This window comes from Micromonospora reichwaldensis (assembly GCF_031845925.1).
GTDB classification, from domain to species: domain Bacteria; phylum Actinomycetota; class Actinomycetes; order Mycobacteriales; family Micromonosporaceae; genus Micromonospora; species Micromonospora reichwaldensis.
This window is the reverse complement of sequence record NZ_JAVRFL010000026.1, coordinates 74,236-100,536: the sequence shown is the minus strand read 5'-3', so window position 1 is coordinate 100,536 and position 26,301 is coordinate 74,236. Positions and strand designations below refer to the sequence as shown.

22 protein-coding genes are annotated in these 26,301 nt (G+C 74.6%); 17 read left to right on the top strand and 5 right to left on the bottom strand.

Translation table 11 applies throughout. The annotated features are described in order from the left end of the window. The 3 genes from RM555_RS21375 to RM555_RS21365 all read right to left on the bottom strand — a co-directional run. A partial coding sequence (locus RM555_RS21375; protein ID WP_311413404.1) for an alcohol dehydrogenase catalytic domain-containing protein occupies window positions 1-1,058 on the bottom strand: 1,058 nt, incomplete at its 3' end. Then, window positions 1,055-2,473: an aldehyde dehydrogenase family protein gene (locus RM555_RS21370; RefSeq protein ID WP_311413403.1), complete on the bottom strand. Its 1,419-nt coding sequence runs from the start codon at window positions 2,471-2,473 to the stop codon at window positions 1,055-1,057. The genes RM555_RS21370 and RM555_RS21375, both read right to left, overlap by 4 nt. A gap of 49 nt (window positions 2,474-2,522) precedes the next feature. After that, window positions 2,523-3,188, bottom strand: coding sequence for a TetR/AcrR family transcriptional regulator (locus RM555_RS21365; protein ID WP_311413402.1), 666 nt, complete (start codon window positions 3,186-3,188; stop codon window positions 2,523-2,525). Window positions 3,189-3,278: 90 nt separating this feature from the next. Between RM555_RS21365 and RM555_RS21360 the strand changes: the two genes are divergently transcribed. From RM555_RS21360 to tpx, 15 genes are all read left to right on the top strand, one after another. Next, on the top strand, window positions 3,279-4,427 hold the full coding sequence (locus RM555_RS21360; RefSeq protein WP_311413401.1) for an acyl-CoA dehydrogenase family protein: 1,149 nt from the start codon (window positions 3,279-3,281) through the stop codon (window positions 4,425-4,427). A 14-nt stretch (window positions 4,428-4,441) separates the two neighbouring features. Beyond that, the gene (gene fabG, locus RM555_RS21355; RefSeq protein ID WP_311413400.1) at window positions 4,442-5,200 is read left to right on the top strand and encodes a 3-oxoacyl-ACP reductase FabG; all 759 of its coding nucleotides are present in this window, start codon (window positions 4,442-4,444) and stop codon (window positions 5,198-5,200) included. A gap of 34 nt (window positions 5,201-5,234) precedes the next feature. Next, window positions 5,235-6,407 (top strand): acyl-CoA dehydrogenase family protein, encoded by a 1,173-nt coding sequence (locus RM555_RS21350; RefSeq protein ID WP_311413399.1) that lies wholly within the window; start codon window positions 5,235-5,237, stop codon window positions 6,405-6,407. Continuing rightward, window positions 6,404-6,868, top strand: a complete 465-nt coding sequence (locus RM555_RS21345; protein WP_311413398.1) for a MaoC family dehydratase — start codon at window positions 6,404-6,406, stop codon at window positions 6,866-6,868. The genes RM555_RS21350 and RM555_RS21345 overlap by 4 nt, the downstream gene beginning before the upstream one ends. 180 nt (window positions 6,869-7,048) lie before the next feature. Further along, complete coding sequence (locus RM555_RS21340) at window positions 7,049-7,858, top strand: SigB/SigF/SigG family RNA polymerase sigma factor (RefSeq protein ID WP_396888821.1); 810 nt, start codon at window positions 7,049-7,051, stop codon at window positions 7,856-7,858. 284 nt (window positions 7,859-8,142) lie between these two features. Then, window positions 8,143-9,288 carry a M20/M25/M40 family metallo-hydrolase gene (locus RM555_RS21335; RefSeq protein WP_311413397.1) on the top strand — a complete coding sequence of 382 codons (1,146 nt, stop codon included), beginning with the start codon at window positions 8,143-8,145 and terminating at the stop codon, window positions 9,286-9,288. A gap of 216 nt (window positions 9,289-9,504) precedes the next feature. Further along, complete coding sequence (locus RM555_RS21330; RefSeq protein WP_311413408.1) at window positions 9,505-10,104, top strand: nitroreductase family protein; 600 nt, start codon at window positions 9,505-9,507, stop codon at window positions 10,102-10,104. 280 nt (window positions 10,105-10,384) lie between these two features. Continuing rightward, window positions 10,385-11,158: a beta/alpha barrel domain-containing protein gene (locus RM555_RS21325; RefSeq protein WP_311413396.1), complete on the top strand. Its 774-nt coding sequence runs from the start codon at window positions 10,385-10,387 to the stop codon at window positions 11,156-11,158. 14 nt (window positions 11,159-11,172) lie between these two features. Further along, the gene (locus tag RM555_RS21320; RefSeq protein ID WP_132238266.1) at window positions 11,173-11,448 is read left to right on the top strand and encodes a MoaD/ThiS family protein; all 276 of its coding nucleotides are present in this window, start codon (window positions 11,173-11,175) and stop codon (window positions 11,446-11,448) included. Then, window positions 11,448-12,182 carry an HAD family hydrolase gene (locus RM555_RS21315; protein WP_311413395.1) on the top strand — a complete coding sequence of 245 codons (735 nt, stop codon included), beginning with the start codon at window positions 11,448-11,450 and terminating at the stop codon, window positions 12,180-12,182. The genes RM555_RS21320 and RM555_RS21315 overlap by 1 nt, the downstream gene beginning before the upstream one ends. Continuing rightward, window positions 12,179-13,606: a glycogen synthase gene (locus tag RM555_RS21310; RefSeq protein ID WP_311413394.1), complete on the top strand. Its 1,428-nt coding sequence runs from the start codon at window positions 12,179-12,181 to the stop codon at window positions 13,604-13,606. The genes RM555_RS21315 and RM555_RS21310 overlap by 4 nt, the downstream gene beginning before the upstream one ends. Beyond that, on the top strand, window positions 13,587-15,089 hold the full coding sequence (malQ, locus tag RM555_RS21305) for a 4-alpha-glucanotransferase (RefSeq protein ID WP_311413393.1): 1,503 nt from the start codon (window positions 13,587-13,589) through the stop codon (window positions 15,087-15,089). The genes RM555_RS21310 and malQ overlap by 20 nt, the downstream gene beginning before the upstream one ends. Further along, window positions 15,089-17,410: a malto-oligosyltrehalose synthase gene (treY, locus tag RM555_RS21300; protein ID WP_311413392.1), complete on the top strand. Its 2,322-nt coding sequence runs from the start codon at window positions 15,089-15,091 to the stop codon at window positions 17,408-17,410. Before malQ ends, treY begins: the two co-directional genes overlap by 1 nt. Further along, complete coding sequence (locus RM555_RS21295; RefSeq protein WP_311413391.1) at window positions 17,407-18,642, top strand: MFS transporter; 1,236 nt, start codon at window positions 17,407-17,409, stop codon at window positions 18,640-18,642. The genes treY and RM555_RS21295 overlap by 4 nt, the downstream gene beginning before the upstream one ends. Before the next feature lie 176 nt (window positions 18,643-18,818). Next, window positions 18,819-19,346 (top strand): thiol peroxidase, encoded by a 528-nt coding sequence (gene tpx / locus RM555_RS21290; RefSeq protein ID WP_311413390.1) that lies wholly within the window; start codon window positions 18,819-18,821, stop codon window positions 19,344-19,346. 278 nt (window positions 19,347-19,624) lie between these two features. On the opposite strand, the gene RM555_RS21285 is transcribed toward tpx, so the two are convergent. Next, window positions 19,625-21,013, bottom strand: a complete 1,389-nt coding sequence (locus tag RM555_RS21285; protein ID WP_311413389.1) for an FAD-dependent oxidoreductase — start codon at window positions 21,011-21,013, stop codon at window positions 19,625-19,627. Between the two features lie 73 nt (window positions 21,014-21,086). Next, entirely contained in the window at window positions 21,087-22,436 is a 1,350-nt protein-coding gene (locus RM555_RS21280) for an acyltransferase family protein (protein WP_311413388.1), read from the bottom strand. Window positions 22,437-22,782: 346 nt separating this feature from the next. On the opposite strand from RM555_RS21280, the gene RM555_RS21275 reads away from it, so the two are divergent. Both RM555_RS21275 and RM555_RS21270 read left to right on the top strand, forming a co-directional pair. Beyond that, window positions 22,783-25,782 (top strand): hypothetical protein, encoded by a 3,000-nt coding sequence (locus tag RM555_RS21275; RefSeq protein WP_311413387.1) that lies wholly within the window; start codon window positions 22,783-22,785, stop codon window positions 25,780-25,782. A gap of 82 nt (window positions 25,783-25,864) precedes the next feature. Beyond that, window positions 25,865-26,257: a hypothetical protein gene (locus RM555_RS21270; RefSeq protein WP_311413386.1), complete on the top strand. Its 393-nt coding sequence runs from the start codon at window positions 25,865-25,867 to the stop codon at window positions 26,255-26,257. Window positions 26,258-26,301: the final 44 nt, after the last annotated feature.

The following is a 26,301-nucleotide window of genomic DNA, read 5'->3' as shown; positions in this document are numbered from 1 at the left end:
GTGCGGGCGCCCTCGCCGCGGGACATGCGGGCGAAGGCCTCGGCGGCGCCGTCGAGGGTGGTCCGGTCGGTGATCAGGTAGCCGAGGTCGAGGGTGCCGTCGAGTACGGCCCGGGCGAGCTCGGGCACGTCCCGGTCCGGGTCGGAGGAGCCGTAGACCGAGGAGCGCAGGGTCCGGGCCGAGTGGAAGATGTCCAGCGCGCCCAGCCCGACGATGTCGTCCTTGGCGCCCATGCCGACGACTGTCACCTGACCGCCCCGGCGGGTGGCGCGCCAAGCGGTGCGGATCGTGGCCGACCGCCCGACGCACTCCAGCGCATGGTCGACGCCCCGACCCGCCGTCCGCTCCCGGACCGCCCGGCTGAGCGTCTCGTCGGCGAGCAGGAAGTCGGTGGCGCCGGCCGTGACGGCCAGCGCCTTCTTGGTCGGGGAGACGTCGACGGCGAGCACCTGGTCGGCGCCGGCGGCCCGTGCGGCGGCGACCACCGACAGCCCCACCCCGCCGAGGCCGATCACGGCCACCGACTCGCCGGGGGCCACCTTCGCCGTGCGGCGGACCGCGCCGACGCCGGTGAGCACGGCGCAGCCCAGCAGCGCCGCCGCCTCGAAGGGCAGCTCCGCGGGGACTCCGATGACGGCGGCCTGCGGCACCACCACCTCCTCGGCGAGGGCGCCGAGGCCGAGCGTGACGTGCAGCGCTTCGCCGGCCGGCGTGCGTCCCCGGGGGGCCGAGGGCGATCCGGTGCGCTCGCACAGCCACGGCTCGTCCCGCCCGCAGTACCAGCAGCTGCGGCACGGCGGGGCCCAGTTCAGCACCACGTGCGCGCCGGGCGCGACCCGCGTGACGGCGTCGCCGACCTCGACCACCACCCCGGCCGCCTCGTGCCCCAGCACCAGCGGGTACGGGGGCGCCAGCGTCCCGTCGACCATGGACAGGTCGGAGTGGCAGACGCCCGCGGCGCGGATGCTCACCCGTACCTCGTCCGGGCCGGGGGCCGGCAGTTCGATCTCCTCCACCCGCAGCGGGGCGTCGACGGCCCGTACGATCAGCGCCCTCATCGCTGGATGGCCTTGACCTGGAGGAACTCCTCAAGCCCGTGCCGGCCCAGCTCCCGGCCGAGGCCGGACTGCTTGTAGCCGCCGAACGGGGCGAGCGGGTTGAACGGGGCGCCGTTGACGTCGACGGCGCCGGTGCGCAGCCGCCGGGCCACCCGCAGCGCCCGCTCCCCGTCTGCGGACCAGACCGCGCCGGCCAGCCCGTAGCGGGAGTTGTTGGCGATGCGCACCGCCTCGTCCTCGTCGTCGAACGGCATGACGGCGAGCACCGGGCCGAAGACCTCCTCCTGGGCCAGGGCGCTGTCGGGGTCGACGTCGGCGATCACGGTCGGGGCGACGAAGTAGCCCCGCTCGGGCAGCGGCGCGTCGGGCCCGCCGGCGACGAGCCGGCCCCCGTCGGCCAGCCCTCGGGCGACGTGCTCGCGGACCCGTTCCCGCTGCGCCGCGGAGACCAGCGGGCCGAGCCGGGTGGCCGGATCGAACGGATCGCCGAGCCGGTAGCCCGCCGCGGCCTTGGCGGCCAGGTCGAGGGTCTCGTCGTAGCGGTCGCGGTGCACCAGCAGGCGGGTCCAGGCGGCGCAGGTCTGGCCGGAGTTGAGGAAGGCGTTGCCGACCCCGACCTTGACGGCCGTGGCCAGGTCGGCGTCGTCGAGGACGATGTTGGCGGACTTGCCGCCGAGTTCCAGGGCGACCCGGGCGATCCGGTCGGCGGCGAGGTGGGAGATCCGCCGGCCGGTGGCCGTCGAGCCGGTGAAGGAGACCATGTCGACGTCCGGGTGCGCGGCGATGGCCTCGCCGACGACCGGGCCGGTGCCGGTGACCAGGTTGACCACGCCGGGCGGGAAGCCGGCCTCGTGGATGGCGTCGAAGAGCAGGTACGCCGTCAGCGGGGTCAGCTCGCTCGGCTTGAGCACCACCGTGCACCCGGCGGCCAGGGCGGGGGCCAGTTTCGCGACGACCTGGTGCAGCGGGTAGTTCCACGGGGTGATCGCCCCGACCACGCCGACCGGCTCCCGGACCACCAGCGAGTTGCCGATCGTCTCGTCGGCCGGGGGGCGGGCGGCCAGCTCGACGTAGCTGTGCAGGACCGTCAGCGGCAGGCCGGTCTGGACCCGGGTGGACACCTTCAGCGGGGTGCCGAGTTCCAGGGCGACGGTGCGGGCGATCTCGTCGGCCCGGGCGGAGAGCGCGGCGTGCAGCCGGTCCAGGCGGGCGGCCCGCTCGGCGGGCGCGGCGTCGGCCCAGCCGGGGAAGGCGGCCCGGGCCGCCGCGACGGCGCGGTCCACGTCGGCCGCGGTGCCCGCCGGCACGGTCGCGATGACGTCCTCGGTCGCCGGGTTGCGCACCGCGACGGTGTCCCGGGAGTCGGCGGCGGACCACTGTCCGTCGAGGTAGAAGTCGGTACGTGCGAGATCCATCGCGCCCCTCACCTACGTCGGCCGAAACTAGCAGCGCAAGTTTCGGACTCTAGTACGCCCGGCCGGCCGGCGGGAGGGGCGGCAGCGGCCCGATGTGCTCCTCGTAGGTGCGCGACAGCCCGTGGATCAGCGCGTCGAGGCCCAGCGCGAAGGCGCCCTCGTCGACCTGCTGCTGGTGCTCGGCCAGCCGGTGGGCCTGGGTCAGGTGCGGGTACTGCTCCGCGTACAGCCCGGGGTCCTCGACGAAGCCCCGCGCGAACGAGCCCAGCGCCGAGCCGGCCACGAAGTAGCGCATGAGCGCGCCGATGTGGGTCGCCCGGGCCGGCGGCCACCCGGCGGCGACCAGTCCGCCGTAGACGGCGTCGGCCATGGTCAGCGCCGCCGGCCGGCGCCCCGGCCCTCGGGCCAGGTACGGCACGATGTTCGGGTGCGCGGCCAGCGCCGCCCGGTAGGAGTGCCCCCACCGGCGCAGCGCCTCCCGCCAGTCGACGCTGCCGAAGAACGACACGTCCACCTGGCCGGTGACGCTGTCGGCCACCGCGTCGAGGATCTCGTCCTTGGTGGCGAAGTGGTTGTAGAGCGACGGCCCGCGTACCCCGAGTTCGGCGGCGAGCCGGCGGGTGGAGAAGCCCTCCAGCCCCTCGGCGTCGATCAGCGCGGCGGCGGTCTCGACGATCCGCTGCCGGCTGAGCAGCGCCTGCCGCGGCCGGGGCATCCGGTCCTCCTTCGCTCGGGGTGGTCCGTCGCAGACTCTGCCACAACCAGGTCTGGACGGAATTAAACTTGCACCGCTAGTTTAAGCCTCATGGATCTGGAACTCTCCGCCGAGCAGGCGGCGGTCCGCCGGCTCGCCGCGGACTTCGTCGACCGTGAGGTGGTGCCGCACGCGGCCACCTGGGACCGCCGCGAGTCCGTGGACCCGGACATCGTCGGCAAGCTCGGCGAACTCGGCTTCCTGGGGCTCACCATCGGTGAGGACGACGGCGGTTCGGGCGGCGACCACCTCTCCTACTGCCTCGTGCTGGAGGAGCTGGGCCGGGGCGACTCCGCCGTGCGCGGCATCGTCTCGGTCTCCCTCGGCCTGGTCGCCAAGTCGATCGCCGCGCACGGGACCCCGGCCCAACGGGAGCAGTGGCTGCCCCGGCTCTGCTCCGGCGCGGCGCTCGGCTGCTTCGCGTTGACCGAGCCGGACAGCGGCTCCGACGCCGCCGCCCTGACCACCCGGGCGGTCCGCGACGGCGCCGACTGGCTGATCACCGGCGCGAAGATGTTCATCACCAACGGCACCACGGCCGACGTCGCGCTGGTCTTCGCCCGCACCGGTGGCCCGGGACACCGGGGCATCAGCGCCTTCCTGGTGCCCACCGACGCGCCGGGCCTGACCCGCCGCGAGATCCACGGCAAGCTGGGTCTGCGCGGGCAGGCCACCGGGGAGCTGCGCTTCGACGGCGTACGGGTGCCGGCATCCGCGCTCCTCGGCGAGGAGGGCGCCGGCTTCCGGCTCGCCCTCGCCACCCTGGCCAAGGGCCGGATGTCCGTGGCGGCGGGCTGCGTCGGCATCGCCCAGGGCTGCCTGGACGCGGCCGTCGGCTACGCCGGGCAGCGCACCCAGTTCGGCAAGCCCATCGCCGGCCACCAGCTCGTGCAGCAACTGCTCGCCGCCATCGCCGTCGACACCGACGCCGCTCGCCTGCTGGTGTGGCGGGTGGCCGACCTGATCGACCGGGGCGAGCCGTTCGCCACCGAGGCGTCGATGGCCAAGCTCTTCGCCAGCGAGGCCGCCGTGCGCGCGGCCAACAACGCGGTGCAGGTCTTCGGCGGCTACGGCTACATCGACGAGTACCCCGTCGGCAAGTACCTGCGCGACGCCCGCGTCGCCACCCTCTACGAGGGCACCAGCCAGATCCAGCAGCTCCTCATCGGACGCGCGCTCACCGGCGTCAACGCCTTCTAGAGCCAGGAGGAACCGTGACCAGATTCGCCGACCGGGTCGCCGTCGTCACCGGCGCCGCGCAGGGCATCGGCGCGGCCACCGCGCACCGGCTCGCCGGCGAGGGCGCGGCGGTCGCGGTGGTGGACCTCGACGCCGCGCGCGCCGGGGCCGTCGCCGACGAGATCGCCGCCGCCGGTGGCCGGGCCGTCGGCATCGGCTGCGACGTGACCGACGCCGGAGCGGTCGCCGCCATGACCGACCAGGTGGTCCAGGCGTACGGCGGGCTGCACGTACTCGTCAACAACGCCGGGATCACCCGCGACAACCTGCTGTTCAGGATGCCGCTGCCCGAGTGGGAGGCGGTGCTGACCACCAACCTGACGAGCATGTTCCTCTGCTGTCAGGCGGCGCAGCAGCACATGGTGACGGCCCGCTACGGCCGGATCGTCAACCTCAGCAGCCGTTCCGCGCTGGGCAACCGGGGCCAGGTCAACTACGCGGCGGCCAAGGCCGGCGTGCAGGGCCTGACCGCCACCCTCGCCGTCGAGCTGGGCCCGTTCAACGTGACCGTGAACGCGGTCGCGCCCGGCTACGTGGCGACCGCGATGACCGCGGCCACCGCCGAGCGGGTCGGCAGCAGCCCCGAGGAGCACCAGCGGGCCGTCGCCGAGCACACCCCGCTGCGCCGGGTCGCCCAGCCCGCCGAGATCGCCTCGGTGATCGCCTTCCTGGCCAGCGACGACGCCTCGTACGTCAGCGGCCAGACCCTGTACGTCAACGGCGGCGCGCGCTGAGCCGCGCGTAGCACCGCACCGACCCGGAGGGGACATGGACTTCGCGCTCTCGGACACCGAACGGGCCATCCGCGACACGGCCCGCGACTTCATCGCCAGGGAGGTCATGCCGCTGGAGCCGGAGCTGCTGCGGCGCGAACGCGCGCACCGGCCCGGGCTGGAGCCCGACGAGCTGCGCGAGTTGCAGCTCAAGGCGCGGGCGTTCGGCTTCTGGGGGCTGGCCACCCCCGAGGCGTACGGCGGCATGGACCTGCCGGCCGTCACCCAGTCGCTGATCTGGACCGAGATCGGCCGCTCGTACGTGCCGTTCCGCTTCGGCGGCGAGGCCGACAACATCCTGTTCCGGGCCAACGACGCGCAGAAGCGGGAATTCCTGGTCCCGACGATCGAGGGGGAGCGGCGCAGCTGCTTCGCGATCACCGAGCCGGGCGCCGGGAGCGACGCCGCCAACATCCGGCTCAACGCCCGCCGCGACGGCGGCGACTGGGTGCTCAACGGCGAGAAGACCTTCATCACCGGCGGCAACGAGGCCGACTTCGCCATCGTCATCGCGGTCACCGACCGGGAGAAGGGCGCCCGCAACGGCGGCGCCACGGCCTTCCTGGTGGACCGGGCGATGGGCTGGCGCTCGGAGTTCATCCAGACCATGGGCGAGGGCGGGCCGGCCGCGCTGGTCTTCGACGACGTACGGGTGCCGGAGCGCAACATCCTCGGCGAGCCCGGCCAGGGCTTCGCGCTCGCGATGGAGTGGATCGGCAAGGGGCGTTACACCATCCCCTCGCACGCGGTCGGCATCGCCGAGCGGGCGCTGCGGATGGCGATCGACCACGCCACCACCCGGCAGACGTTCGGCCGGCCGATCGGCGACAACCAGGCGATCCAGTGGATGATCGCCGACTCCGAGACCGAGCTGGAGGCGGCCCGCTGGCTCATCCTGCGGGCGGCCTGGACGGTGGACCAGGGCATGGATCCCCGGCACGCCTCCTCGATGGCGAAGCTCTACGGCGCCGGCATGGTCAACCGGGTGGTCGACCGCGTCCTGCAGATCCACGGCGGCATGGGCTACACCCGGGAGCTGCCCGTCGAGCGGTGGTACCGGCAGGTCCGGCTCTACCGGATCTTCGAGGGCACCGACGAGATGCAGCGGCTCATCATCGCGCGGGACCTGCTGCGCGGCTACACGCGACTGGGAGGGCACCTGGCATGAGGACGTTCGACTCCGTCGACGAGCTGGCCGCCGCGGTCGGGGAGACCCTCGGCCCGGGGCCGTGGCAGCGCATCGAGCAGGGGCGCGTCGACCTGTTCGCCGACGCCACCGACGACCACCAGTGGATCCACCTCGACCCGGAGCGGGCCGCCGCCGGCCCGTACGGGGGCACGATCGCGCACGGCTTCCTGACCCTGTCGCTGCTGCCGGCGCTGGTGGGGCGGCTCTACCGGGTGCGGGGCGTGCGGATGGGGGTCAACTACGGGCTGAACCGGGTGCGGTTCCCCGCCCCGCTGCGGGTCGGCACGGCGGTCCGGGCCGTCGCCACCATCGCGGAGGTGTCGCCGGTGGCCGGCGGGGTGCAGCTGGTCACCGCCGCGACCGTGGAGTGCGACGCCGGCGGCAAGCCGGTCTGCGTCGCCGAGACGGTGAGCCGGCTCCACGTGGGGCCGGCGGCCTGAACCACGGGCGGCACCGGCCGCGCGTGGCGGGGACCACACGATTAGCGCCTTGTTCGGGAGTTTCTGTCGCTTTTATCCATCGGCCGTTCGGTTGATATGGCGACGGCCGTTGGTCTAGGGTGGTGGCACTGCGGTCGCCGGTTCCCGGCGTCGCCGCATCGGTAGGACAGGAAGGGCAGCATGATCACCACGACGACCGCGCCGACCACCACCACCGACGCCACCACGGCCCCCGGTGACGAGACCCGCGCGAGTGAGCTGACCGCCGCCCTCGCCGCCCTGCCGGAGGGGCACCCCGACCGGCCGGCGCTGCGGGCGCGGGTGATCGAGGCGTGGCTGCCGCTGGCCCACCACCTCGCCTTCCGCTACAGCGGGCGCGGCGAGCCCAACGGTGACCTGGCCCAGACCGCCGCCCTCGGGCTGATCAAGGCCGTGGACCGGTTCGACGCCTCCCGGGGCGTGGACTTCGCCGGCTTCGCCATCCCGACGATCCTCGGTGAGATCAAGCGTCACTTCCGCGACCGCACCTGGAACATCCGCGTGCCGCGCCGCCTGCAGGAGCTGCGACTGCGCATCTCCGAGGCCAACGGCACCCTCACCCAGACGCTCAACCGCGCGCCGACGGTCGCCGACATCGCCGCCCACCTCGGCGTCACCGAGGAAGAGGTCCTGGAGGGCCTCGAAGGCGCCCGCGCCTACAACGCCGTCTCCCTGTCCACCCCCATCGGCGACGGCGACAGCGCCACCGAGCTGGGCGACACCCTGGGCGCGGAGGACAGCGAGTTCGAGCTGGCCGAGCTGCGGGTCGCCCTCGGCCCGGCGCTCGCCACCCTCGACGAGCGGGAGCAGAAGATCCTCACCCTCCGCTTCTACGGCAACCTCACCCAGAGTGAGATCGCCACGCAGGTCGGCGTCTCCCAGATGCACGTCTCCCGCCTGCTCGCCCGCGCGCTGGGCAAGCTGCGCGGCCAGCTCGAGGGCAGCCGCTGACGACACCCCCGCGGCGGGCGGCCACGTAGCCGTCCGGCACCCGCCTCGACGTACCGTCCTCGTCCGCCCCGCCGTGCCCGGCGGGGCGGACGAGTGCGTTTCGGGCATGGGCGGCCGGTCGGCCTCGTGGCCCTGTCTTCCAGGTTGCCGTGTTGGGCGCCGCACCACCGCATCCGTGCGGTGTCGGCGTCACGCCCTGTGGCCGCCGCGGGTGGCGATGCCACCATCAGACCATGGTGGATGTCGATGTATTTCGGCGTGGGGCGCAGGCCCGGGCAGCGGTGATGACGGCGCGGTTGCGCCGGTTGGTGACCTGCGAGTCGCCGCCGGGGCGGGGCCGGGAACTGGCCGCCTGCGCCGACCTGCTCGAGGCGTGGGGCGACGCCGCGCTGGGCCGGCGGGGGCGTCGTGTGGTCCTCGACGGACTGCCGCACCTGCTCTGGGCGGCCCCCGACCAACGCGTGCTGCTGCTGGGCCACTACGACACGGTCTGGCCGGCGGGCACCATCCGGGACTGGCCGTTCACGATCACCGGAAGCACCGCGACGGGGCCCGGCGTCTGCGACATGAAGGCCGGGATCGTGCAGATGCTCACCGCGCTGGAACTGCTGCCGGACACCTCGCGGGTGGGGCTGCTGCTCACCTGCGACGAGGAGAGCGGGTCGGTCACCTCCCGGCCGCTGATCGAGGAACAGGCCCGGCGCTCCGGGGCGGTGCTGGTCGGCGAGCCGAGCACCGAGGGCGGCGACCTCAAGGTCGCGCGCAAGGGCGGCTCCGTCTACCGGATCACGGTGCGGGGCCGGGCGGCGCATGCCGGCGTCGAACCGCACCGGGGCGTCAACGCCGGGGTCGAACTCGCGCACCACGTCCTCGCCGTGCAGGCCTTCGCCGCGGGGGAGACGAGCGTGACCCCGACGGCCCTCACCGCCGGCACGATGACGAACGTGGTGCCGGAGTCCGCGGTCCTCTGCGTCGACGTACGCGCCTGGACCCGCGAGGAGTTGCACCGGGTGGACCGGCTGGTCCGCGAGCTGACCCCCCGACTGCCCGACGCGCGGTTGGCCGTCAGCGGCGGGATCAACCGTTACCCGCTGCCGGCCTCCGTGTCGACGCCGCTGCTGCGGGTCGCGCAGTCGGTGGCGGTGGACCTCGGGCTGCCGGCCGTCCGCGGCGTCGCCGCCCCGGGCGCCTCCGACGCCAACTTCACCGGCGCCCTCGGCGTACCGACCCTGGACGGTCTGGGTGGGGTGGGGGGCCTGCCGCACGCGCGTGGCGAGTACGTCGACGTCGCGCGGATGCCGGAGCGCACCGCGCTGCTGGCCGCCCTGACGGCCCGCCTCCTCGCCACGCCCGGCCCGGACGAAGCCGCCGAGGAGCACCGGCCGCTCGGCGCGGTGCCCGCTGGGCAGAGCTCGTCGACGGACGGGTGAGCCGCCCACCAGCCCGCGCGGCGTCCCGCCCACCAGCCCGCGCGGCGTCCCGCCCACCCGCCCCGGGCGGCGGCCGGCGGTCGAAGTTCCGCACGGTTGCGTAAACGCGCCCGGCGCCGTTGGGCGATGCTGGATCCGTCGATCACGCGGGAGGCGTTCATGGCTGGAATGACCGGTGACCCCGGACCCGACTCGCTGCTGGCGGCGGCGGGGGACATGGTGCACAACGCGCGTACCTTCGCCGACCGGATGGCCGCCAGACGCTCCATCCGGCACTTCTCGCCGCAGCCGGTGCCGATGGAGGTGATCGAGGAGGCGATCCGCGCGGCGGCGACCGCACCGAGCGGCGCGAACCTGCAACCGTGGCGGTTCGTCGTGGTCACCGACGCGGCCCGCAAGCGCCGGCTGCGGGAGGCCGCCGAGGCCGAGGAGCGCGAGTTCTACGCCCGGCGCGCGTCGGCGCAGTGGCTGGAGGCAATCGCCCCGATCGGTACGGACTGGCACAAGCCCTTCCTGGAGGTGGCGCCGGTCGTGATCGTGGTGTTCGAGGTGCACCAGGGCCCCCGGTCCCCGAAGCCCTACTACGTCAAGGAATCCGTCGGCATCGCGGTCGGCGTGCTGATCACGGCGCTGCACCACGCCGGCCTGGCCACCCTGACGCACACGCCGAGCCCGATGCGCTTCCTCAACGAGGTGTGCGAACGGCCGCCGGAGGAGCGCCCGTACCTGGTCATGCCGGTCGGCTATCCGGCGCCGGACGCGACGGTGCCGGACCTGGTCCGCAAGCCGCTGCCGGAGGTCCTGATCCGGCGGTGACGGCCCCTTCTCCGGGCCGACGCGGGCCGGCGGAATATCACCGTTGTCGTAAACAATCAATGATCCGCGCGTCATGAAGTGCCGCACGTTGGAAGATGCCGCGCTGCGCCGTGGCAACCAAGATTCTTTTCGCAACTCCTGTGACGGACCGATCGGTGATTCGCCGGCTGCGGTGCGTCCGGGTCTTGGCGGGCTTCGGGGGCCCCGCCCCCGCCCCACCCTGGCCCGGGATGACGCTTCCCGCCGCCGGTCGTGCCCGGCTCGACCAGAAAGGGTGTACATGTCCGTGGATTCGATGGAGGTCGCTGGCCTCCGGGACGCGTGGGTCAGGCTCGGCGACACGGAGCTGACCTCGCGCCTGCTCGTCGGTATCGAGCAGTACACGTCGCCGTCGGTGATCCGCCAGGTGCTCGAGGCGACCGGTTCGCAGGTCTTCATCACCACCGTGGACCCCGACAACAACCGTTCGAGTCTCCTGCTGTCCGACCTGGCCGACGAGATCCCCATCGAGAAGTACCTGTGGATCGGCACGACCTCGTTCGCCCGGTCGGCCGAGAGCGCGTGGAAGACCGTCAACATCCTGCACGACGCCTACGGCATCACCGTGTTCAAGCTGGACGTCCGCGGCCGGACCAACGAGCCGGACAACCGCGCCACCGTCGAGGTCGCCGCCCAGCTGCGCGAGCAGGGCTGGGAGGTCATGCCGTTCATCCTGCCCGACCTCGCGACCGCCAAGGAGTTGGAGGCGCTCGGCTGCTCGGCGCTGCGCGTGATGAGCGCCCCCGTGGCCTCCGGCCACGGCATCCCCAACCCCGGCCCGATCCGCCAGATCATCGACACGGTCGACATTCCGGTGGTCGTCGAGGGCGGGCTGGGCAGCGCCCGGCACGCCACCCTGGCGATGGAGCTCGGGGCGGCGGCGGTACTGGTCAACACCGCACTGGTGAAGGCCCGGGAGCCGATGCTGATGGCGCAGGCGATGAAGCACGCCGTGGAGGCCGGTCGGCTGTCGTACCTGGCCGGCGCCATGCCCGGCGACGAGATCCCCTACTGACCGAGGAGCCGACCATGGCCGTCGAGGTGTGCATCCCGACCGTGTTCCGCAACTACACCAGTGGCAGCAAGTACGTGACCGCGGACGGCTCGACCGTCGCCGAGGTGCTGGCCGACCTCGAGGCCCGGCACCCGGGGCTGGGCAGCCGCGTGATGGGGGAGGACGGGCAACTGCGCCGCTTCGTCAACCTCTACATCAACGACGTCGACGTGCGTACCAGCGGGATGCTCGACTCCCGCCTGCGCGACGGCGACTCGCTGACCATCCTGCCCGCCGTGGCGGGGGGCTGATGGCGTCCGGACCGGTCCCTGTCTTCGCCGGTGTGCTGTTCGACCTGGACGGCGTCCTGATCGACTCGACCGAGGCCATCCTGTCGCTCTGGCGGGGCCTCGCCACCGAGCACGATCGGGCGCTGTCCGCGTCGGCGATCCGTGACGACGTGCTCGGCTGTTCCCCGGAACACTCGGTCTCGGCGCTCTTCGGCGACCTCGACCCCGACACGCGGGAGGAGATCCTGCGCCGGGTGCGGGTCGCCGAGACCGACCTCGCGTTCGTCGAGGTGCCGGGCGCCCGGGAGATCCTGGCGGCGCTCAGCGGCGCCGGTGTCCGGCTGGCGCTGGTCACCGGCGCCTCCGCGCGCCGGGCCCGGCGGGTGGTGGCGCACCTGGGCGTCGCCGCGGCCTTCGACGCCATGGTCACCTGGGGCGAGACGGCGCGCGGCAAGCCGGCACCGGACTGCTATCTGCTCGCGGCGCGCCGGCTCGGGCTGGCCCCGGGGAGGTGCCTGGTCGTCGAGGACGCGCCCAGCGGCGTCCGCGCGGCCTCGTCCGCCGGGGCGGTGACCGTCGGCGTCGGCGACGCGCCGGCCCTGCGGGCCGCCGGGGCGACCTGGACCGCGCCGGACCTCGCCGCGCTGAGCGTCGCCCGGGCCGCCGGCGCGGTCGAGCTGCGCCTGGCCGGCGCCCCGATCGCGGGCCTGTCCACGGTCGCCGGGCCGGCCACGCTGTCGGGGACGCGGGCGTGAGCGCCGGCCGCCCGCTGCGGGTCTTCTTCGCCACCTCCGAGGTGGCGCCCCTGGTCAAGGTGGGTGGTCTCGGGGACGTCGCCCGGGCCCTGCCCCGGGCGCTGGCCGGACGGGGGCACGACGTCCGGCTGTTCCTGCCCGGCTACGCGGGGCTGCCGGACGGCCGCCGGGTCGGCACGGTGGCCGTCGCGGCGGGCTCGGCGCGCGCCGAGTTCACCGTCGACGACCTGGGCGACCACGACGGCGTCCGGTACCTCACCCTGCGGACGCCGCAGCATCCCGACTGGCAGCGGCCCGAGGGGTACGTGGAGAAGCACCTGTCGTCCTTCGTGCTGTTCTCCCGGGCGGTCGCCGAGCTGGCCGCCCGGTCGGCGAGCCCGCCCGACGCGGTGCACTGCAACGACTGGCACGTCGGGCACGTCCCGGCGTACCTGCGCACCCTCGACGCGGCGCCGCGGACCGTGATGACCATCCACAACCTCGCCTATCAGGGGTTGTTCCCGCACGACAAGGCCGACGAGCTGGAACTGACCCGCTACGGCACCGGCAACCTGCTGGCCCAGGGCATCCGGTACGCCGACGCGGTGACCACCGTCAGCGCCCGCTACCGGGACGAGACCCTGGCCCCCGCGCACGGGGTCGGGCTGCAAGGGCTGCTGCGGGCCCGGGGCGGGGACTACCACGGGATCCGCAACGGAGTCGACTACGACGACTTCGACCCCGCCACGGACCCGCACCTGCCGGCCCGCTTCGACGTGCACGACCTCGCCGGCAAGGCGGTGGCGAAGCGCGCGCTCCAGCAGCGCAGCGGCCTGGCGACGGATGCGGAGGCGCCGCTGTTCGCCTTCGTCGGCCGGTTGGTCGACCAGAAGGGCGTCGACCTGCTGCTGGAGGGCATCGACGAGATCGCCGCACTCGGCCTGCAACTCGTCGTCGTCGGCGTCGGGGCCGAGTACGAGCGGTCGTTCCGCCGCGCCGCCCGCTACTACCCGCACGTCGCCTACCACCCGGACAGCGGGGAGGCGATCGCCCGGCTGGCGTACGCCGGCTCGGACGCCTTCCTGGCGCCCTCCCGGTTCGAGCCGTGCGGGCTGGCGCCGCTGATCGCGCTGCGCTACGGGTCGGTGCCCGTGGTGCGGCGGGTCGGCGGCATGGCGGAGACGGTCGCCGCGACGGGGCTCGGCTTCTCGTTCGACGGCTACCGCGCGCCGGACCTGGTCGACCTGATCGCCCAGGTGGTCGCGCGCTGGGCCGACCGGCAGGCGTGGGCGCGGTTGCGGGAGCGCGGCATGCGGGCCCGGTTCTCGTGGGACGAGGCCGCCGAGCGGTACGAGCAGTTGTACGTGCGCGCGCCGGCCGCCGCCGGCGCCCCCGCGTACGGGACAGGACGGGAGGACGACTCGGGTGCCGGTCAACCGACGTAGCGGGATCCTGCTGCATCCCAGCTCACTACCGGGCCGGTTCGGGGTGGGTGAGTTCGGGCCGGCCGCGATCGAGTGGCTGGACTTCCTCGCGGCCGCCGAGCAGAGCGTGTGGCAGATGCTGCCGCTCAACCCCGTCGGCGCGGACGGCTGCCCGTACCAGGCCAGCTCCACGCTGGCCGGCAGCCCGCTCTACGTCAGCGTCGAGCGGCTGCGCGACGAGGGCCTGCTCACCGCCGCCGACCTCGCGGACGTGCCGGCGCTGCCGCCGGACACCGTGGACTACCCGGCGGCGGGCGCCGTCAAGGCCGACCTGCTGGCCCGGGCGTACGCCGCCTTCACGCCGACCGCCGACAGCGAGGCGTTCGCCCGGGAACAGGCGTGGTGGCTGGACGACTACGCCCGCTACATGACCCTGCGGGAGCGGCACGGTGGGCCGTGGACGAGCTGGCCGGCGCCGCTGGCCCGGCGGGACCCGGACGCGCTGGCCCGGCTCGACGACACCGAGCGGGACCGCCTCGACTACTACCGGTTCGAGCAGTACCTGTTCGCCGCGCACTTCACCGCCGTCCGCGACCACGCCCGCCGGCTCGGCATCGAGCTGATCGGCGACGTGGCCATGTTCGCCGGCACGGACAGCTGCGAGACGTGGGCGGCGCCGGAGCTGTTCCAACTGGACGCGGCGGGCCGCCCGACCGCCGTGGCCGGATTCCCGCCCGACGAGTTCAGCGCCGACGGCCAGGTCTGGGGCAACGCGCTCTACCGCTGGGAGCTGATGGCGCAGGACCAGTACGCCTGGTGGGTCGACCGGATCCGCCGGATGACCCAGCTGTACGACATGATCCGGCTCGACCACTTCCGGGGCTTCCTGCGCTACTGGGCCGTGCCGGTGGGCCGGCCGGCGAGTGCGGGGGGCTGGCGCGACGGGCCGGGCCCGTCGCTGTTCCAGGCCATCCGCAAGGAACTCGGCGAGGTGGTGATGCTGGCCGAGGACCTGGGACCCGCCTCGGCGGAGGTGCAGCAGCTGCGCATCGACGCCGGCATCCCGGGCATGCGGCTGCTCCAGTTCGCCTTCGCCGGCGACGAGAACCAGCATCTGCCGCACCATTACCCGACCGACTGCGTGGCCTACACGGGGACCCACGACAACGACACCACACTGGGCTGGTGGGAGGAGTCGAGCGCCGACCAGCGGCTGCGGGTGGAGCGCTACCTCGGGGGCGTGCCGGACGGCATCTGCCGGTCGATGGCGCGGGCGGTCTTCGCGTCGGTGGCCGAGCTCGCCGTCCTGCCGTTGCAGGACGTGCTGGAGCTGGGCCCGGCGGCCCGGATGAACGTCCCGGGGCAGGCCGAGGGGAGCTGGCGGTGGCGGTTCCGGGCGGAGGCGCTGACCCCGGGCCTGGAGTTCCGGCTGCGCCGCCTGACCGAGACGTACGGCCGGGACCGGCGGGCGTCCACGCGACGGGCCAGGGGGTTCACCGGCTGATGGCGGCACCGACCTCCACGTACCGGCTCCAGTTCGGCCCCCACCTCGGTCTCTCCGAGGCCGTGGCGCTGACCGACTACCTGGTCGACCTCGGTGTCGGCGCGCTCTACGCCTCCCCGCTGCTCGCCGCGGCGCCGGGTTCGACGCACGGCTACGACCTGGTCGACCCCACGCGCACCGACCCGGGCCGGGGCGGCGAGCGGGCGCGCCTCGCGCTCGCCCGCCGGCTCGCCGAGGCCGGGCTCGGCTTCGTGGTCGACGTGGTCTGCAACCACATGGGCGTCGCCGACGCGGCGGCCAACCCCTGGTGGTGGGACGTGCTGCGGCACGGGCCGGAGTCCCGCTACGCCCGGTTCTTCGACGTCGACTGGTCGGCGGGGCCGCTGTTGCTGCCGGTGCTGGGCGACGACGGCGACGGCGGCGTGGCGGCCGAGGGGGAGCTGAAGCTCGCCGACGACTCGCTGGTCTACCACGAGCACCGGTTCCCGCTGGCGCCCGGATCCGGGCACGGCACGGTGGCGCAGGTGCACGGCCGGCAGCACTACCGGCTGGTGTCCTGGCGCCGGGGGGTGGCCGACCTGACGTACCGCCGGTTCTTCAACATCGACACGCTGGCCTGCCTGCGTACGGAGGACCCGGAGGTGTTCGGGGCGCTGCACGCCGAGACGCTGCGCTGGGTACGGGAGGGACAGGTCACCGGGCTGCGTGTCGACCATCCGGACGGACTGGCGGATCCGTCGGGATACCTGCGACGGCTGCGGGCCGCGGCGCCCGGAGCGTGGATCGTCGTGGAGAAGGTGCTGGGCGCCGGCGAGGAGCTGCCGGCGGGCTGGCCGGTGGACGGCACCACGGGCTACGACGCGCTGGCCGAGATCTCGGGCGTCTTCGTGGCCCCGGCGGGCCGGCAGCGGCTGACCGAGGCGGCCGGCCTGACCGGCACCGCGCTGGCCGACGTCGTGCGCGAGGCGCGCGAGCAGGTCGTCGCGACGATGCTGGTCGCCGAGGCGCGACGGGTGGAGGCGCTCGTCGCGGCGCTGCTGCCCCGCTGCCCGGCGGCCGAGCGCGCGGACGCCGTCCGGGCCCTGCTGGTGGAGTTCCCCGTCTACCGGTCCTATCTCCCGCAGCACCGCTGGGCGCTGGACGAGGCGGTCGAGCGGGCCGCCCGGCGTCGGCCGGCGCTGCGGGGGATCCTCACCGCCGTCCGGGACGAGATGGTCGCCCGGCCGACCGGCCCGCTCGCGGTGCGGGTGCAGCAGGCGACCGGCCCGGTGATGGCCAAGGGCGTCGAGGACACCGCGATCTACCGGCACAACAGCCTGGTCGCGGTCAACGAGGTGGGCGTCGACCCGGGCCGGTTCGGGGTGTCGCCGGGTGAGCTGCACGCGACGAACGCGGCCCGCGAGGCCGGCTGGCCCGCCACCATGACCACGCTGTCCACCCACGACACCAAGCGCTCGGAGGACGTACGGGCCCGCCTGGCGGTGCTCAGCGAGCTGCCGGAGGCGTACGCCGAGCGCTTCCGCCGCTGGTCGGCCCGGCAGCCGCTGGGCGACCCCCTGCTCGAACCGCTGGCGTGGCAGACCCTGCTCGGCGCCTGGCCGATCGGCCCCGAGCGGCTCTCCGCCTACCTGCTCAAGGTCGCCCGCGAGACGCGGGTGCGCACGAACTGGCACGATCCCGACCTCGCCTACGAGGACGGCGTCACGAGCTGGCCCGCCCGGGTGCTCGCCGACGCGACCCTCACGGCGGAGGTCCGTGCCTTCGTCGACCGGATCGCCCCGCCCGGCTGGTCGAACTCGCTGGGCCAGAAGCTGCTGCAGCTCGCCGGCCCCGGGGTGCCCGACGTCTACCAGGGCACCGAGCTGTGGGACTACTCGCTGGTCGACCCGGACAACCGCCGCCCGGTCGACTTCGCGGCCCGCCGGCGGCTGCTGGCGGAGATCGACGCGGGACGGACGCCGCGGGTCGATGACACGGGGGCGGCCAAGCTGCTGGTCACCTCCCGGGTGCTGCGGCTGCGCCGGGACAGCCCGGGGCTGTTCCGCGGTTACCGCCCGGTCCGCGCGGAGGGCGGCGCGGCGGAGCACCTCATCGGCTTCTCGCGCGGCGGTGACGACGGCGTCGTGGCGCTGGCCACCCGGCTGCCGGTGGGGCTCGCCGAACGGGGCGGCTGGGCCGACACCGTGGTGCCCCTGCCCGGTGACGCCGGCGGCTGGGTGGACGTGTTCACCGGCGCGCCGGTCCGTTCGCCGGCGCCCCGCGTCGAGGACCTGTTCGGCCGCCTGCCGGTGGCACTGCTCGTCAAGAAAAGAGGATCATGAGCGTCGACGTGGAAACCACCGGCCGGCGACGGTCGATGGCGGCCCTGCTCGGTGGGGTGGCCGCCACCAACACCTCCATGGTGGGGGCCAGCACGGCGTCCACGCTGATCGGCGCGGAGGAACTGACCGAGCTCTGGAGCGGCGTGCCGAACGCGGCCGGTGTGCTGGGCACCGCCGCCGGCACGCTCTGGCTGGCCGCGCTGATGTCGCGTCGGGGTACCCGTTCCGCGCTGTCGCTGGGCTACCTGGTCGCGATCGTGGGCGCGGCGGTGGCCGGCGCCGCCGTGGCCTCCGGGCAGGTGCTGCTGCTGATCTTCGGCATGGTGCTGCTCGGGGTGGGCAACGGCGGGGCGCAGCTGTCGCGGTACTGCGCGGCGGACCTGTACCCGCCCCGCCGGCAGGGGCTGGCCGTCGGGGTCATCGTCTGGGCGGGCACCGTCGGGGCGGTCTTCGGGCCCAACCTGATGGATCCGAGCGCCGACGTCGCCGACCGGCTGGGTCTGCCGGACCTGGCCGGGCCGTTCCTCGTGGCCCTGCTGGCGGCCGGCGTCTGCGTGCTCGCCTCCGCCGCCATGCCCCGGTCGCGGACGGCGGCCCGGCAGGGCGCCAACGATCCGACCCCGGCGCAGGTGTGGCGGCACCCGGTGGTGTCCGTCGCGCTGGTGTCCATGATCGCCGGACAGTTGGCCATGGTCGCCCTGATGACCATGACGCCGCTGCACATGAGCAGCAACCACCACGGCCTCACGGCGGTGGGCGTGGTGCTCAGCGGCCACATGATCGGCATGTTTGCGCTGGCGCCGCTCTCCGGCTACCTCTCGGACCGTTTCGGCGGCCGGGCCGCGATCCTGATGGGCATCGGCCTGCTGGTCACCTCCGTCGTGGTGGCGTCGTGGCCGGCGGCCCACGGCAGCGGACTCACCCGACTGGTGGTCTCGCTCTTCCTGCTCGGCTGGGGCTGGAACCTCACCTTCGTCGGCGGTAGCGCCCTGCTCACCCAGGCGCTGACCCCGGCCGCGCGGCGGGCGGTGCAGGGCCGGGTGGACGCCCTCGTGTGGGCCGCCTCGGCCGTGGCCAGCGTGGTCGCCGGGGTGGTGCTGGCGACCACCAGCTACGTGGTGCTGTCGGTCGCCGCCGGGGTCGTCTCGCTGATCCCGGTGCCGATGCTGCGCCGCCGGCCGCCGGCCGAAGCGTCGGCCACCGCCCCCGAGCACGCCGACGCGGTGCGCTGACCCGGCGCGAGGCGGCACGTGCGAAGGTGCGGCCGTCGGGCGCGGCGGACGATGCTGGGTGCGGCGCGGGCCGGCGTACCGGCCGGTACCGGCCGCGCCCCTGGGGCCGCCGGTGCCCGCTGGGTCACGCCGGCGCGGCCGACCCGCCACCTCCCGCTGGACGCTAGGAGAACCTGATGACAGTCGCGTTGGAACGTGCCGGCGTCACGACGTTCCGGGGTCGCCCGGTCACGCTGCTCGGGCCGGAGGTGCGCGTGGGCGACACCGCGCCGGCCTTCACCGCGCTGGCCAACGACTTCTCGCCGGTCGACCTGGCCTCGTCGGCCGGGACGGTGCGGATCCTGTCCGTGGTGCCGTCGCTCGACACCGGCGTCTGCGACCAGCAGACGCGGCGGTTCAACGAGGAGGCCGCCGCCCTGCCGGGGGTGAGCGTGCTGACCATCTCCGTGGACCTGCCCTTCGCGCAGGCCAGGTGGTGCGGCAACGCCGGCCTCGAGGGGGTCCGGACGGCCTCGGACCACCGCGACCTGTCCTTCGGGCTCGCCTACGGCGTGGTGATCGCGGAGTTCCGGCTGCTCGCCCGGGCGGTCTTCGTGGTCGACGCCGAGGACCGCGTCGTGCACGTCGAGTACGTGCGCGAGGTCGGCGAGCACCCGCGCTACGAGGAGGCGGTCGCCGCGGCGAGGTCGGCGTCGTCCCGCTGACCCGCCCGGGGTCGCCACCCGCCAGTACGCGCACGCGGTGACCACGACGTCGATGCGTCGTGGTCACCGCGTGACCCTGTCCGCCACCAGGCCTGCGCCCGCTCGCGGCCATGTGCGCGTGCCCGCGCCGGGCCCTGCTCCCGCGCTTCCCGGCACGTGCGCGCGCCGGCCGCGTCCCCGTCAGGTGCGCCACCGGCGGCGTCCCCACCTCCGTCCGCCGGGTGCGGCCCGTCGTGCGTGCATGGCACGACGGGCCGTAGTGCGGGCGCGGAACCGTCTCAGCCGCGGTCGCGCGCCGGGGGACGGGCCACCGGGCCGGACGGGGCGGCGACGGAGCCGGCCGGCTGCCCGCCCGCCCGCAGCACGCGCAGCATCACCGAGGGACGCATGATCGCCTGCGGCGGGTCGATCAGCCCGGCCACCCGCAGGAAGGCGTCCGTGACCCGGCTGTCCCGGGTGGCGGCGGCGTGCACCCGGGCGATGTAGGCGTTGGCCATCCGCACCTTGAACGGGCGCGGACCCTCCACCCGCGGGTGGGCCAGGTCGCCGCCGGCGGCCACCTCCCACGGCGCGTCGAGCTGCCGGGAGATGTCGGCGAAGAAGGCCCGCGGCCGGGGCGCCCCACCGCCGGCGAGGTGCCGGCGCAGGATCAGCGCCTCCAGGGCGGCGACGGTCATGCCCTGGCCGTACACCGGGTTGAACGTGCAGACCGCGTCGCCGACCACGAGCAGCCCCTCCGGCAGCCGGGACACCCGCTCGTAGCGGCGCCGGACGCTGGCCGGGAACCGGAACGAGGCCGGCTCGTCGAGGAACTCGGCGTCCCGGACGGCGTCGATGATGTCGGGCACGGGCAGCGAGGCCGCGTACGCCAGGAAGCCCTCGCGGTCGGTCGGCGGCTCGTCGCCGAGGATGCCGGTGAGCGAGAGCAGCCCGGTGTCGCCGCCCAGCGTGGCGAGGAACGCGCCGCGCGGATGGGCGGGGGTGGCCACCGGGTTGATCGAGACGTCGCCGTGGAACGGGTCGTGGGAGAAGCGGAAGCGCGCGCTGGTGTAGGTGAGCCCGATCTTGATCCGCTCCTCCGGCACCGGGCCGTGGCCGAGCTCGGTCAGCCAGGCGGGGGTCCGGGAGCCGCGGCCGGTGGCGTCCACCACCAGGTCGGCGTCGATCACCTCGGCGACGTCGGCGCCGCGGTGGTGGATCCGTACGCCGGTGATCCGGCTGCCGTCGGCGGTGGCGACCGGGGCGACGACGTCGGCGTCCTCGACGAGCCGCACCCCCGACAGGGCCAGCACCCTGCGCCGCACCAGCGCCTCGATGCCCGGCCGGTAGCCCCCGACCACCAGCAGGCCGGTCTCCGCCGGCTTCAGCCGGTGGCCGTTGAAGTACCAGCGGATCCGGGTGCCGAGGTCGCCCGAGCGCAGGCCGGCCGCGGTCGCCTCGTCGGTGAAGCCGGGCAGCAGCTCCTCGATGGCCTGCTGACCCCGGGCGAGCAGGCCGTGCAGGTGCCGCCCCTGCGGTGCGCCGCGGCGCACCTCGGTCGCGTCGGCGAGCCGGTCCCGGTCCACCAGGACCACCTCCCGGTACGCCTCGGCGAGCACCTTGGCGGCGAACAGCCCGGCCATGCTGGCGCCGAGGACGACGGCCCGGCCTCTCGCGGTGTCGCTCATCGTGTGGTTCCTCTCGGTTCGCCGCCGGGCGGACCTCCCGCCCGGTACAGGGGGTGCCGGTCTGCGGTCGCTCTCACTCGGTCGCTACCGCGGGGGTGGCCGGTTCGGTGCTGCGCGGCTCCCACTGCGCCGCCTCGCGGCCGGCCGGGAGCTGCTCGCGGACCGTGCTCGGCGCCTGGGCCCCCGGGTCCACGGGCGCCCGGCCCCACCACGGCCGCAGCCCCATCGCCGGGCGCTCCAACAGGTAGAAGCTCAGCGTCGCCGTCACCACGCTGGCACCGGCCACCGCCGCGGTGATGAGCCAGAAGTTGCCGGTGCCCAGCGGCGTGCCTGTCGTTCCGTAGTAGACCCACAGGTAGAAGACGTGCCAGAGGAAGACCCCGTAGGAGATCCGGCCGAGGAAGCGCAGCACGGGGTTGGACAGGGCCGCCCGCATGTAGCCGGGACGGCCCGCCGGCAGGGTCAGCGGCGCCACCAGCAGCAGGGCGATGGCCAGGTAGAGGATGTGGTCGACCATCGCCGAGCCCAGCGGCGGGTAGTTCATCTCGTTCGGGCCGCCCAGGGGGGAGCAGGCCGCCGCGTACGCCAGCGCCGCGCCGATCCACGCGGCGCCCGGGTGCCGGATGAGGAACCGGTACGCGGCCGGCGTCCGCTCGGGCGCCACCTCGGCGATGGCGGAGAGGATCGCCAGGATCATGCCGACCGCCAGGTAGCCCATGTACTCGGTCGGCCAGAGGTGTTGAATCGGGAAGGCGCCCATCGAGGGCAGGTGGTGGTACGCGGCGAAGCCGGCGCCGGTCAGCACCAGGGCGCCCAGTGGCACCAGCAGCCGCCTCGCGCGGGCCCCCGGGTCGGTGGCGCGTACCGCCCAGCGGCGCAACGCCCAGGCCAGCAACGGCAGGGTGACGTAGAACGCGACCTCGGTCGCGAGGCTCCACGTCTGCTCCATCCCCGTGGGCATCGCGTTCGGCTGGTAGACGTGCAGCACGAGCAGCGGGCGCAGCACGTACCACAGCCCGGTGACGGCGTCGGCGTTGAGCACGAGCAGCGCCGTCACGGTCAGCAGCCAGTACGCCGGCAGGATCCGCAGGGCCCGCCGCCAGAAGTACGGCTTCAGCGCCATCGGCGGCCGGTCGGTGAGGGTGGCCAGCGCGAAGGGCCGGTACAGCACCAGTCCGGAGAGGACGAAGAAGATCGGCACGCTGACGTCCATGGTGTTGAAGATCGGTCCGGCGACCGGGTTGCCGGCCGCGCCGTACATGTCGGAGGCGATCATGCCCGTGGTCAGCGCGATGTGGGTCAGCATGACCATCACGGCGGCGACCCCGCGCATACCCTCCAGCTCGGGGAAGAAGATCCTCGGTTGGACACTCCCGCCGGTGGCGGATGTCGCCCCCGTGGCGTGCCCTCGCACTGTTGTCATGGTCCGCTCCTCACGCGCCCGTACTGTCCGAAAAGGATCTGTTGAGCCTTGCCTCGGCAGAACCGGGCGCCCCGGCGCGTCCGTCCGCTCCACTGTCGGATCGTGCTGCTCCGCCGGACCCGGCGCACCTTCCACCGTGCGCAACCCCGCGCCCGGCGACGGGATGAGCGCACGACGGGAGATGCGGGGCCCAGAGGGGCCGGACGACGATCCCTGATGACCAGGCACCACCGATGACCGCCGCACGTGCGGCGGACCGAAGCGGCGGAGGGGACACAGGGTGGGCGAGAAACGTGCGGCAACCGGTAGCGGAGGGCGCGGCCGAAGGGCCATCGCGGTCGGGGGCGTGACGGCCCTGGCGGCAGCACTGGTGATCACCGGGCAGCAGACCCCCGCGGTCGCGGGCGGAGACGCGGATCCCGCGCCGGCGCCCGCCAGCCAGTCCGACCATCGGGTCACCCTGATCACCGGTGACCGGGTCACCGTCTCCCCGGACGGCGCGCGGGTCACCGTGACCGCCGCCCCGGGCCGCGCCGGCACCCGGTTCACCAGCCACCGCGCCGGCGGGCACCGCACGGTCCTCCCGGAGGACGCCCGCCCGCTGGTCGCCGCCGGGCTGCTGGACCGGCGCCTGTTCGACGTCACGGCGCTGGTCCGGGCCGGCTACGACGACGCCCGCAGCCCCGGGCTGCCGCTGATCGTGTCGCGACGCGGCGCCGATCCCGCGGCCGGTCTGACCGGGCCGGGGCTGCGCACGACCGGCCGGTTCGCCGTAGCCGGGATGAGCGCGGTGACCGTGGCCAAGACGGACGCCGCCTCGGCCTGGTCGGCGATTCGCGAGCAGCGGGCGGGCATCGAGAGGATCTGGCTGGACAGGCCGTTGACCCCGGCGCCCGTACCGGCGCCGCCCACCGACCTGCCCCCGGCTCTGTCGGCGGGTGGCGCCGCGCCGACCGTGGCCGTGCTGAGCACCGGCGTCGACGCCGTGCGGGCCAGGCCGGCCGCCCGGGTGGCGCACCGGCAGGTCTTCGCCGGCGCGAGCACCGTTGACCGGCACGGACACGGCACCCGCACCGCCGCCGCCGTGCCCGGCGCGACGCTGCTCGACGGCAAGGTCTGTGACGACGACGGCCGGTGCCCGGAGTCGGCGATCCTGGCCGGCCTGGAGTGGGCCGCCGGCCGGGCCGACGTCGTCGACCTCGGCGTCGGTGGCGCGGAGCAGTTCGGCACCGGCCCGCTCGGCCGCGCGATCGCACGGATCGGCGACCGCACCGGGGCCCTCGTGCTGGCCCCCGCAGCGGACGGGACTGCCGGAGCGACCGCCACCCACGACAGGCCCGACGGGCGTGCGACCGGGCTGCCGGCCGGCACGGTGACGGGCGCGGCACTGCTCGCCCAGCGTCACCCGGACTGGTCCGTGGACCGGCTCCGCGCCGCCCTCGCCGCCTCCGCGGTGGACGGTGCGCTCGACGCGGCGGCGCTGGCCCGGCGGAACGTGCTCCCGGCCACGGCCTCGCTCGCCTTCGGGGTGCAGCAGTGGCCGCACGCCGACGACCGCCCGCAACAGCGGACGCTCACCTGGCACAACCACGGCGACCGGCCCGTCGAGCTGCGGCTCGACGTCGCGCTGACCGGCCCCGACGGCGCGCCCGCCCCCGCCGGGGCGCTGCGGCTCGACGCGACCACGGTGACCGTGCCGGCGGGCGGGTCGGCCGGCGTCACCGTCACCGCCGACACCCGCCACGACGGGCCCGACGGCCGCTACACGGGCACCGTCACCGCCACCCCGGCGGGCGCGCCCGACCTGGCCGTGCGCTCGCGCGTCGAGGTGGAGAAGGAGGTCGAGAGCCACACGCTCACCGTCCGGCACCTCGGGCCGGACGGGCGGCCCACCGGCCGGGCCGAGACCATGGTGCTGGACCTCACCGGCGAGCTGAGGGCGTTGCTGTACGGCGAGGACGGCACCGCCACCGCCCGGCTGCCGAAGGGCAGCTACGTCCTCGTCGGCGACGTGGTCGACTTCGGCGACACCGGCTCGACCTGGCACCGCCTGGTCCAGCCGGAACTGGCCCTCGACGCCGACGCCACGGTGACCGTGGACGCCCGGCGGACCGCCCCGGTACGCACCACCGTGCCCCGCCCCGAGGCGCGGACAGCCGTGGTCGACCTCGGCTTCGACCGGCGCGCCGAGGACGGCACCGGGTTCGCCCTCGCCCTGGCCCTCAACGGCTTCGACGGCCTGCGCTCCGGGCAGATCGGCCCCGACCTGCCCGCCGAGCGGATGACCGGCTACCTGCACTCCACCTGGGCCGTGCCCGGCCCGGCGGGCGACTTCCGCGACACCCCGTACACCTACGGGCTGCTCGACACGCGCCCGGGGGGCTTCTTCACCGGTTTCCAGCGCAAGGTGGCCGATCGCGACCTGGCGACGTTGGACAGCCGGATGGTCGCCCAGGTGACTGGCCGCGCGGCGACCAAGGCCATGTTCCCCACCGTGCCCGGCGTCGTCGGCGTGCTGACTCCGCTGCTGCCGTACCGGCTGCCGGCGCGCACGACGCACCTGCTGGACGGCGGTGCCACCGTGTGGAGCGCCGCCTTCGGCGAGAACGTCCCGGGTGAGGACGGGCTACCGAAGGAGATCACGGCCTTCGGCCAGGCAAACCAGTCGTACCAGGTCGGGCAGCGGCACGCCGACCGGTGGAACGCGTCGGTGCTCGGGCCGATGTTCGACTTCCCCGGTCACGCCGGCCGGAGCGGCGACACCGTCTGGTTCGGCGTCCCCATGTACTCCGACCAGGACGGGCACCGGGCCGGCTCCCTGACCGACGCGGCGACGACCCGGATGTACCGCGACGGCCGGCTGGTGGCTTCCTCCGGCGCCGGGAACCTGGAGGGCACGGTGCCGCCGGGGCCCGCGACGTTCCGCGTGGAGAAGCGGACCAGCCGTCCGTCGTACTCCCCCCTGTCGACGCGGGTGGACGCGACGTGGACGTTCCGGTCGGACACCGCCGACGAGATCTTCCCGCTGTGGCTCGTCCGGTACAAGCCGACGGTCGACGACCACAACGTCGCCCGCTGGGCGCCGGTGACCCTGCTGCCGGTGTCCGTGATGTCCCAGCCGGAGGCCCGCGTGGGTCGCGTCCGGCAGCTCACCGTGCGGATCTCCGTCGACGGGGGCCGCACCTGGCGCAAGGCCCCGGTGGTGCCGGCGCGTGACGGCGGCTACCGCGCGGTGGTGCACACGCCCAAGGGGACCCGGACGGTGTCGCTGCGCGCCACCCTGGTCGACTCGCACGGCAACCGGCTGGACCAGACCATCGTCGACGCGTACCGGTTCAGTAGGTGATCCGGTACGACACGGGCAGGCCGGCCGCCGCTCCCGCGCCCGGTGCGGGAGCCGGCCGGCCGGCCGGACAGGAGGAGGAAACATGGCAACGATATCGAGATGGCTGTCGCTGACGCTGGCCGTCGTCCTCGCGGTCGGCGCGGTCGGCTCGGCCCCGGCCGCCGCCGCGGCGGCGGCTGCGGAACCGCCGAGCTGCATCAGCGCGCCGAGCACCCCGGAGAAGAGCCCCAGCGGCGTGATGGTCCGGAGCGTCGCGACCAACGACTGCGTGGTCCTGGCGGTCTTCTGGCTGATGCGCTACGAATCCACCGACACCGGCTGGCGGACGGTGCTGGACCGCTACATGGAACCCGGGTCGGTGACCCGGCTCGAACTTCCGTGCCACGGCAGCGGCACCCGGAGCTACCGGTCCGTCGTCTGGGACCCGAACATGATGGCCTACGTGACCTCTCCCGAGGTCCGCATCACCTGCTGACCCGCCCACGCGGCCCGCACGTCCGGACGCCCGCGGCGTACCGG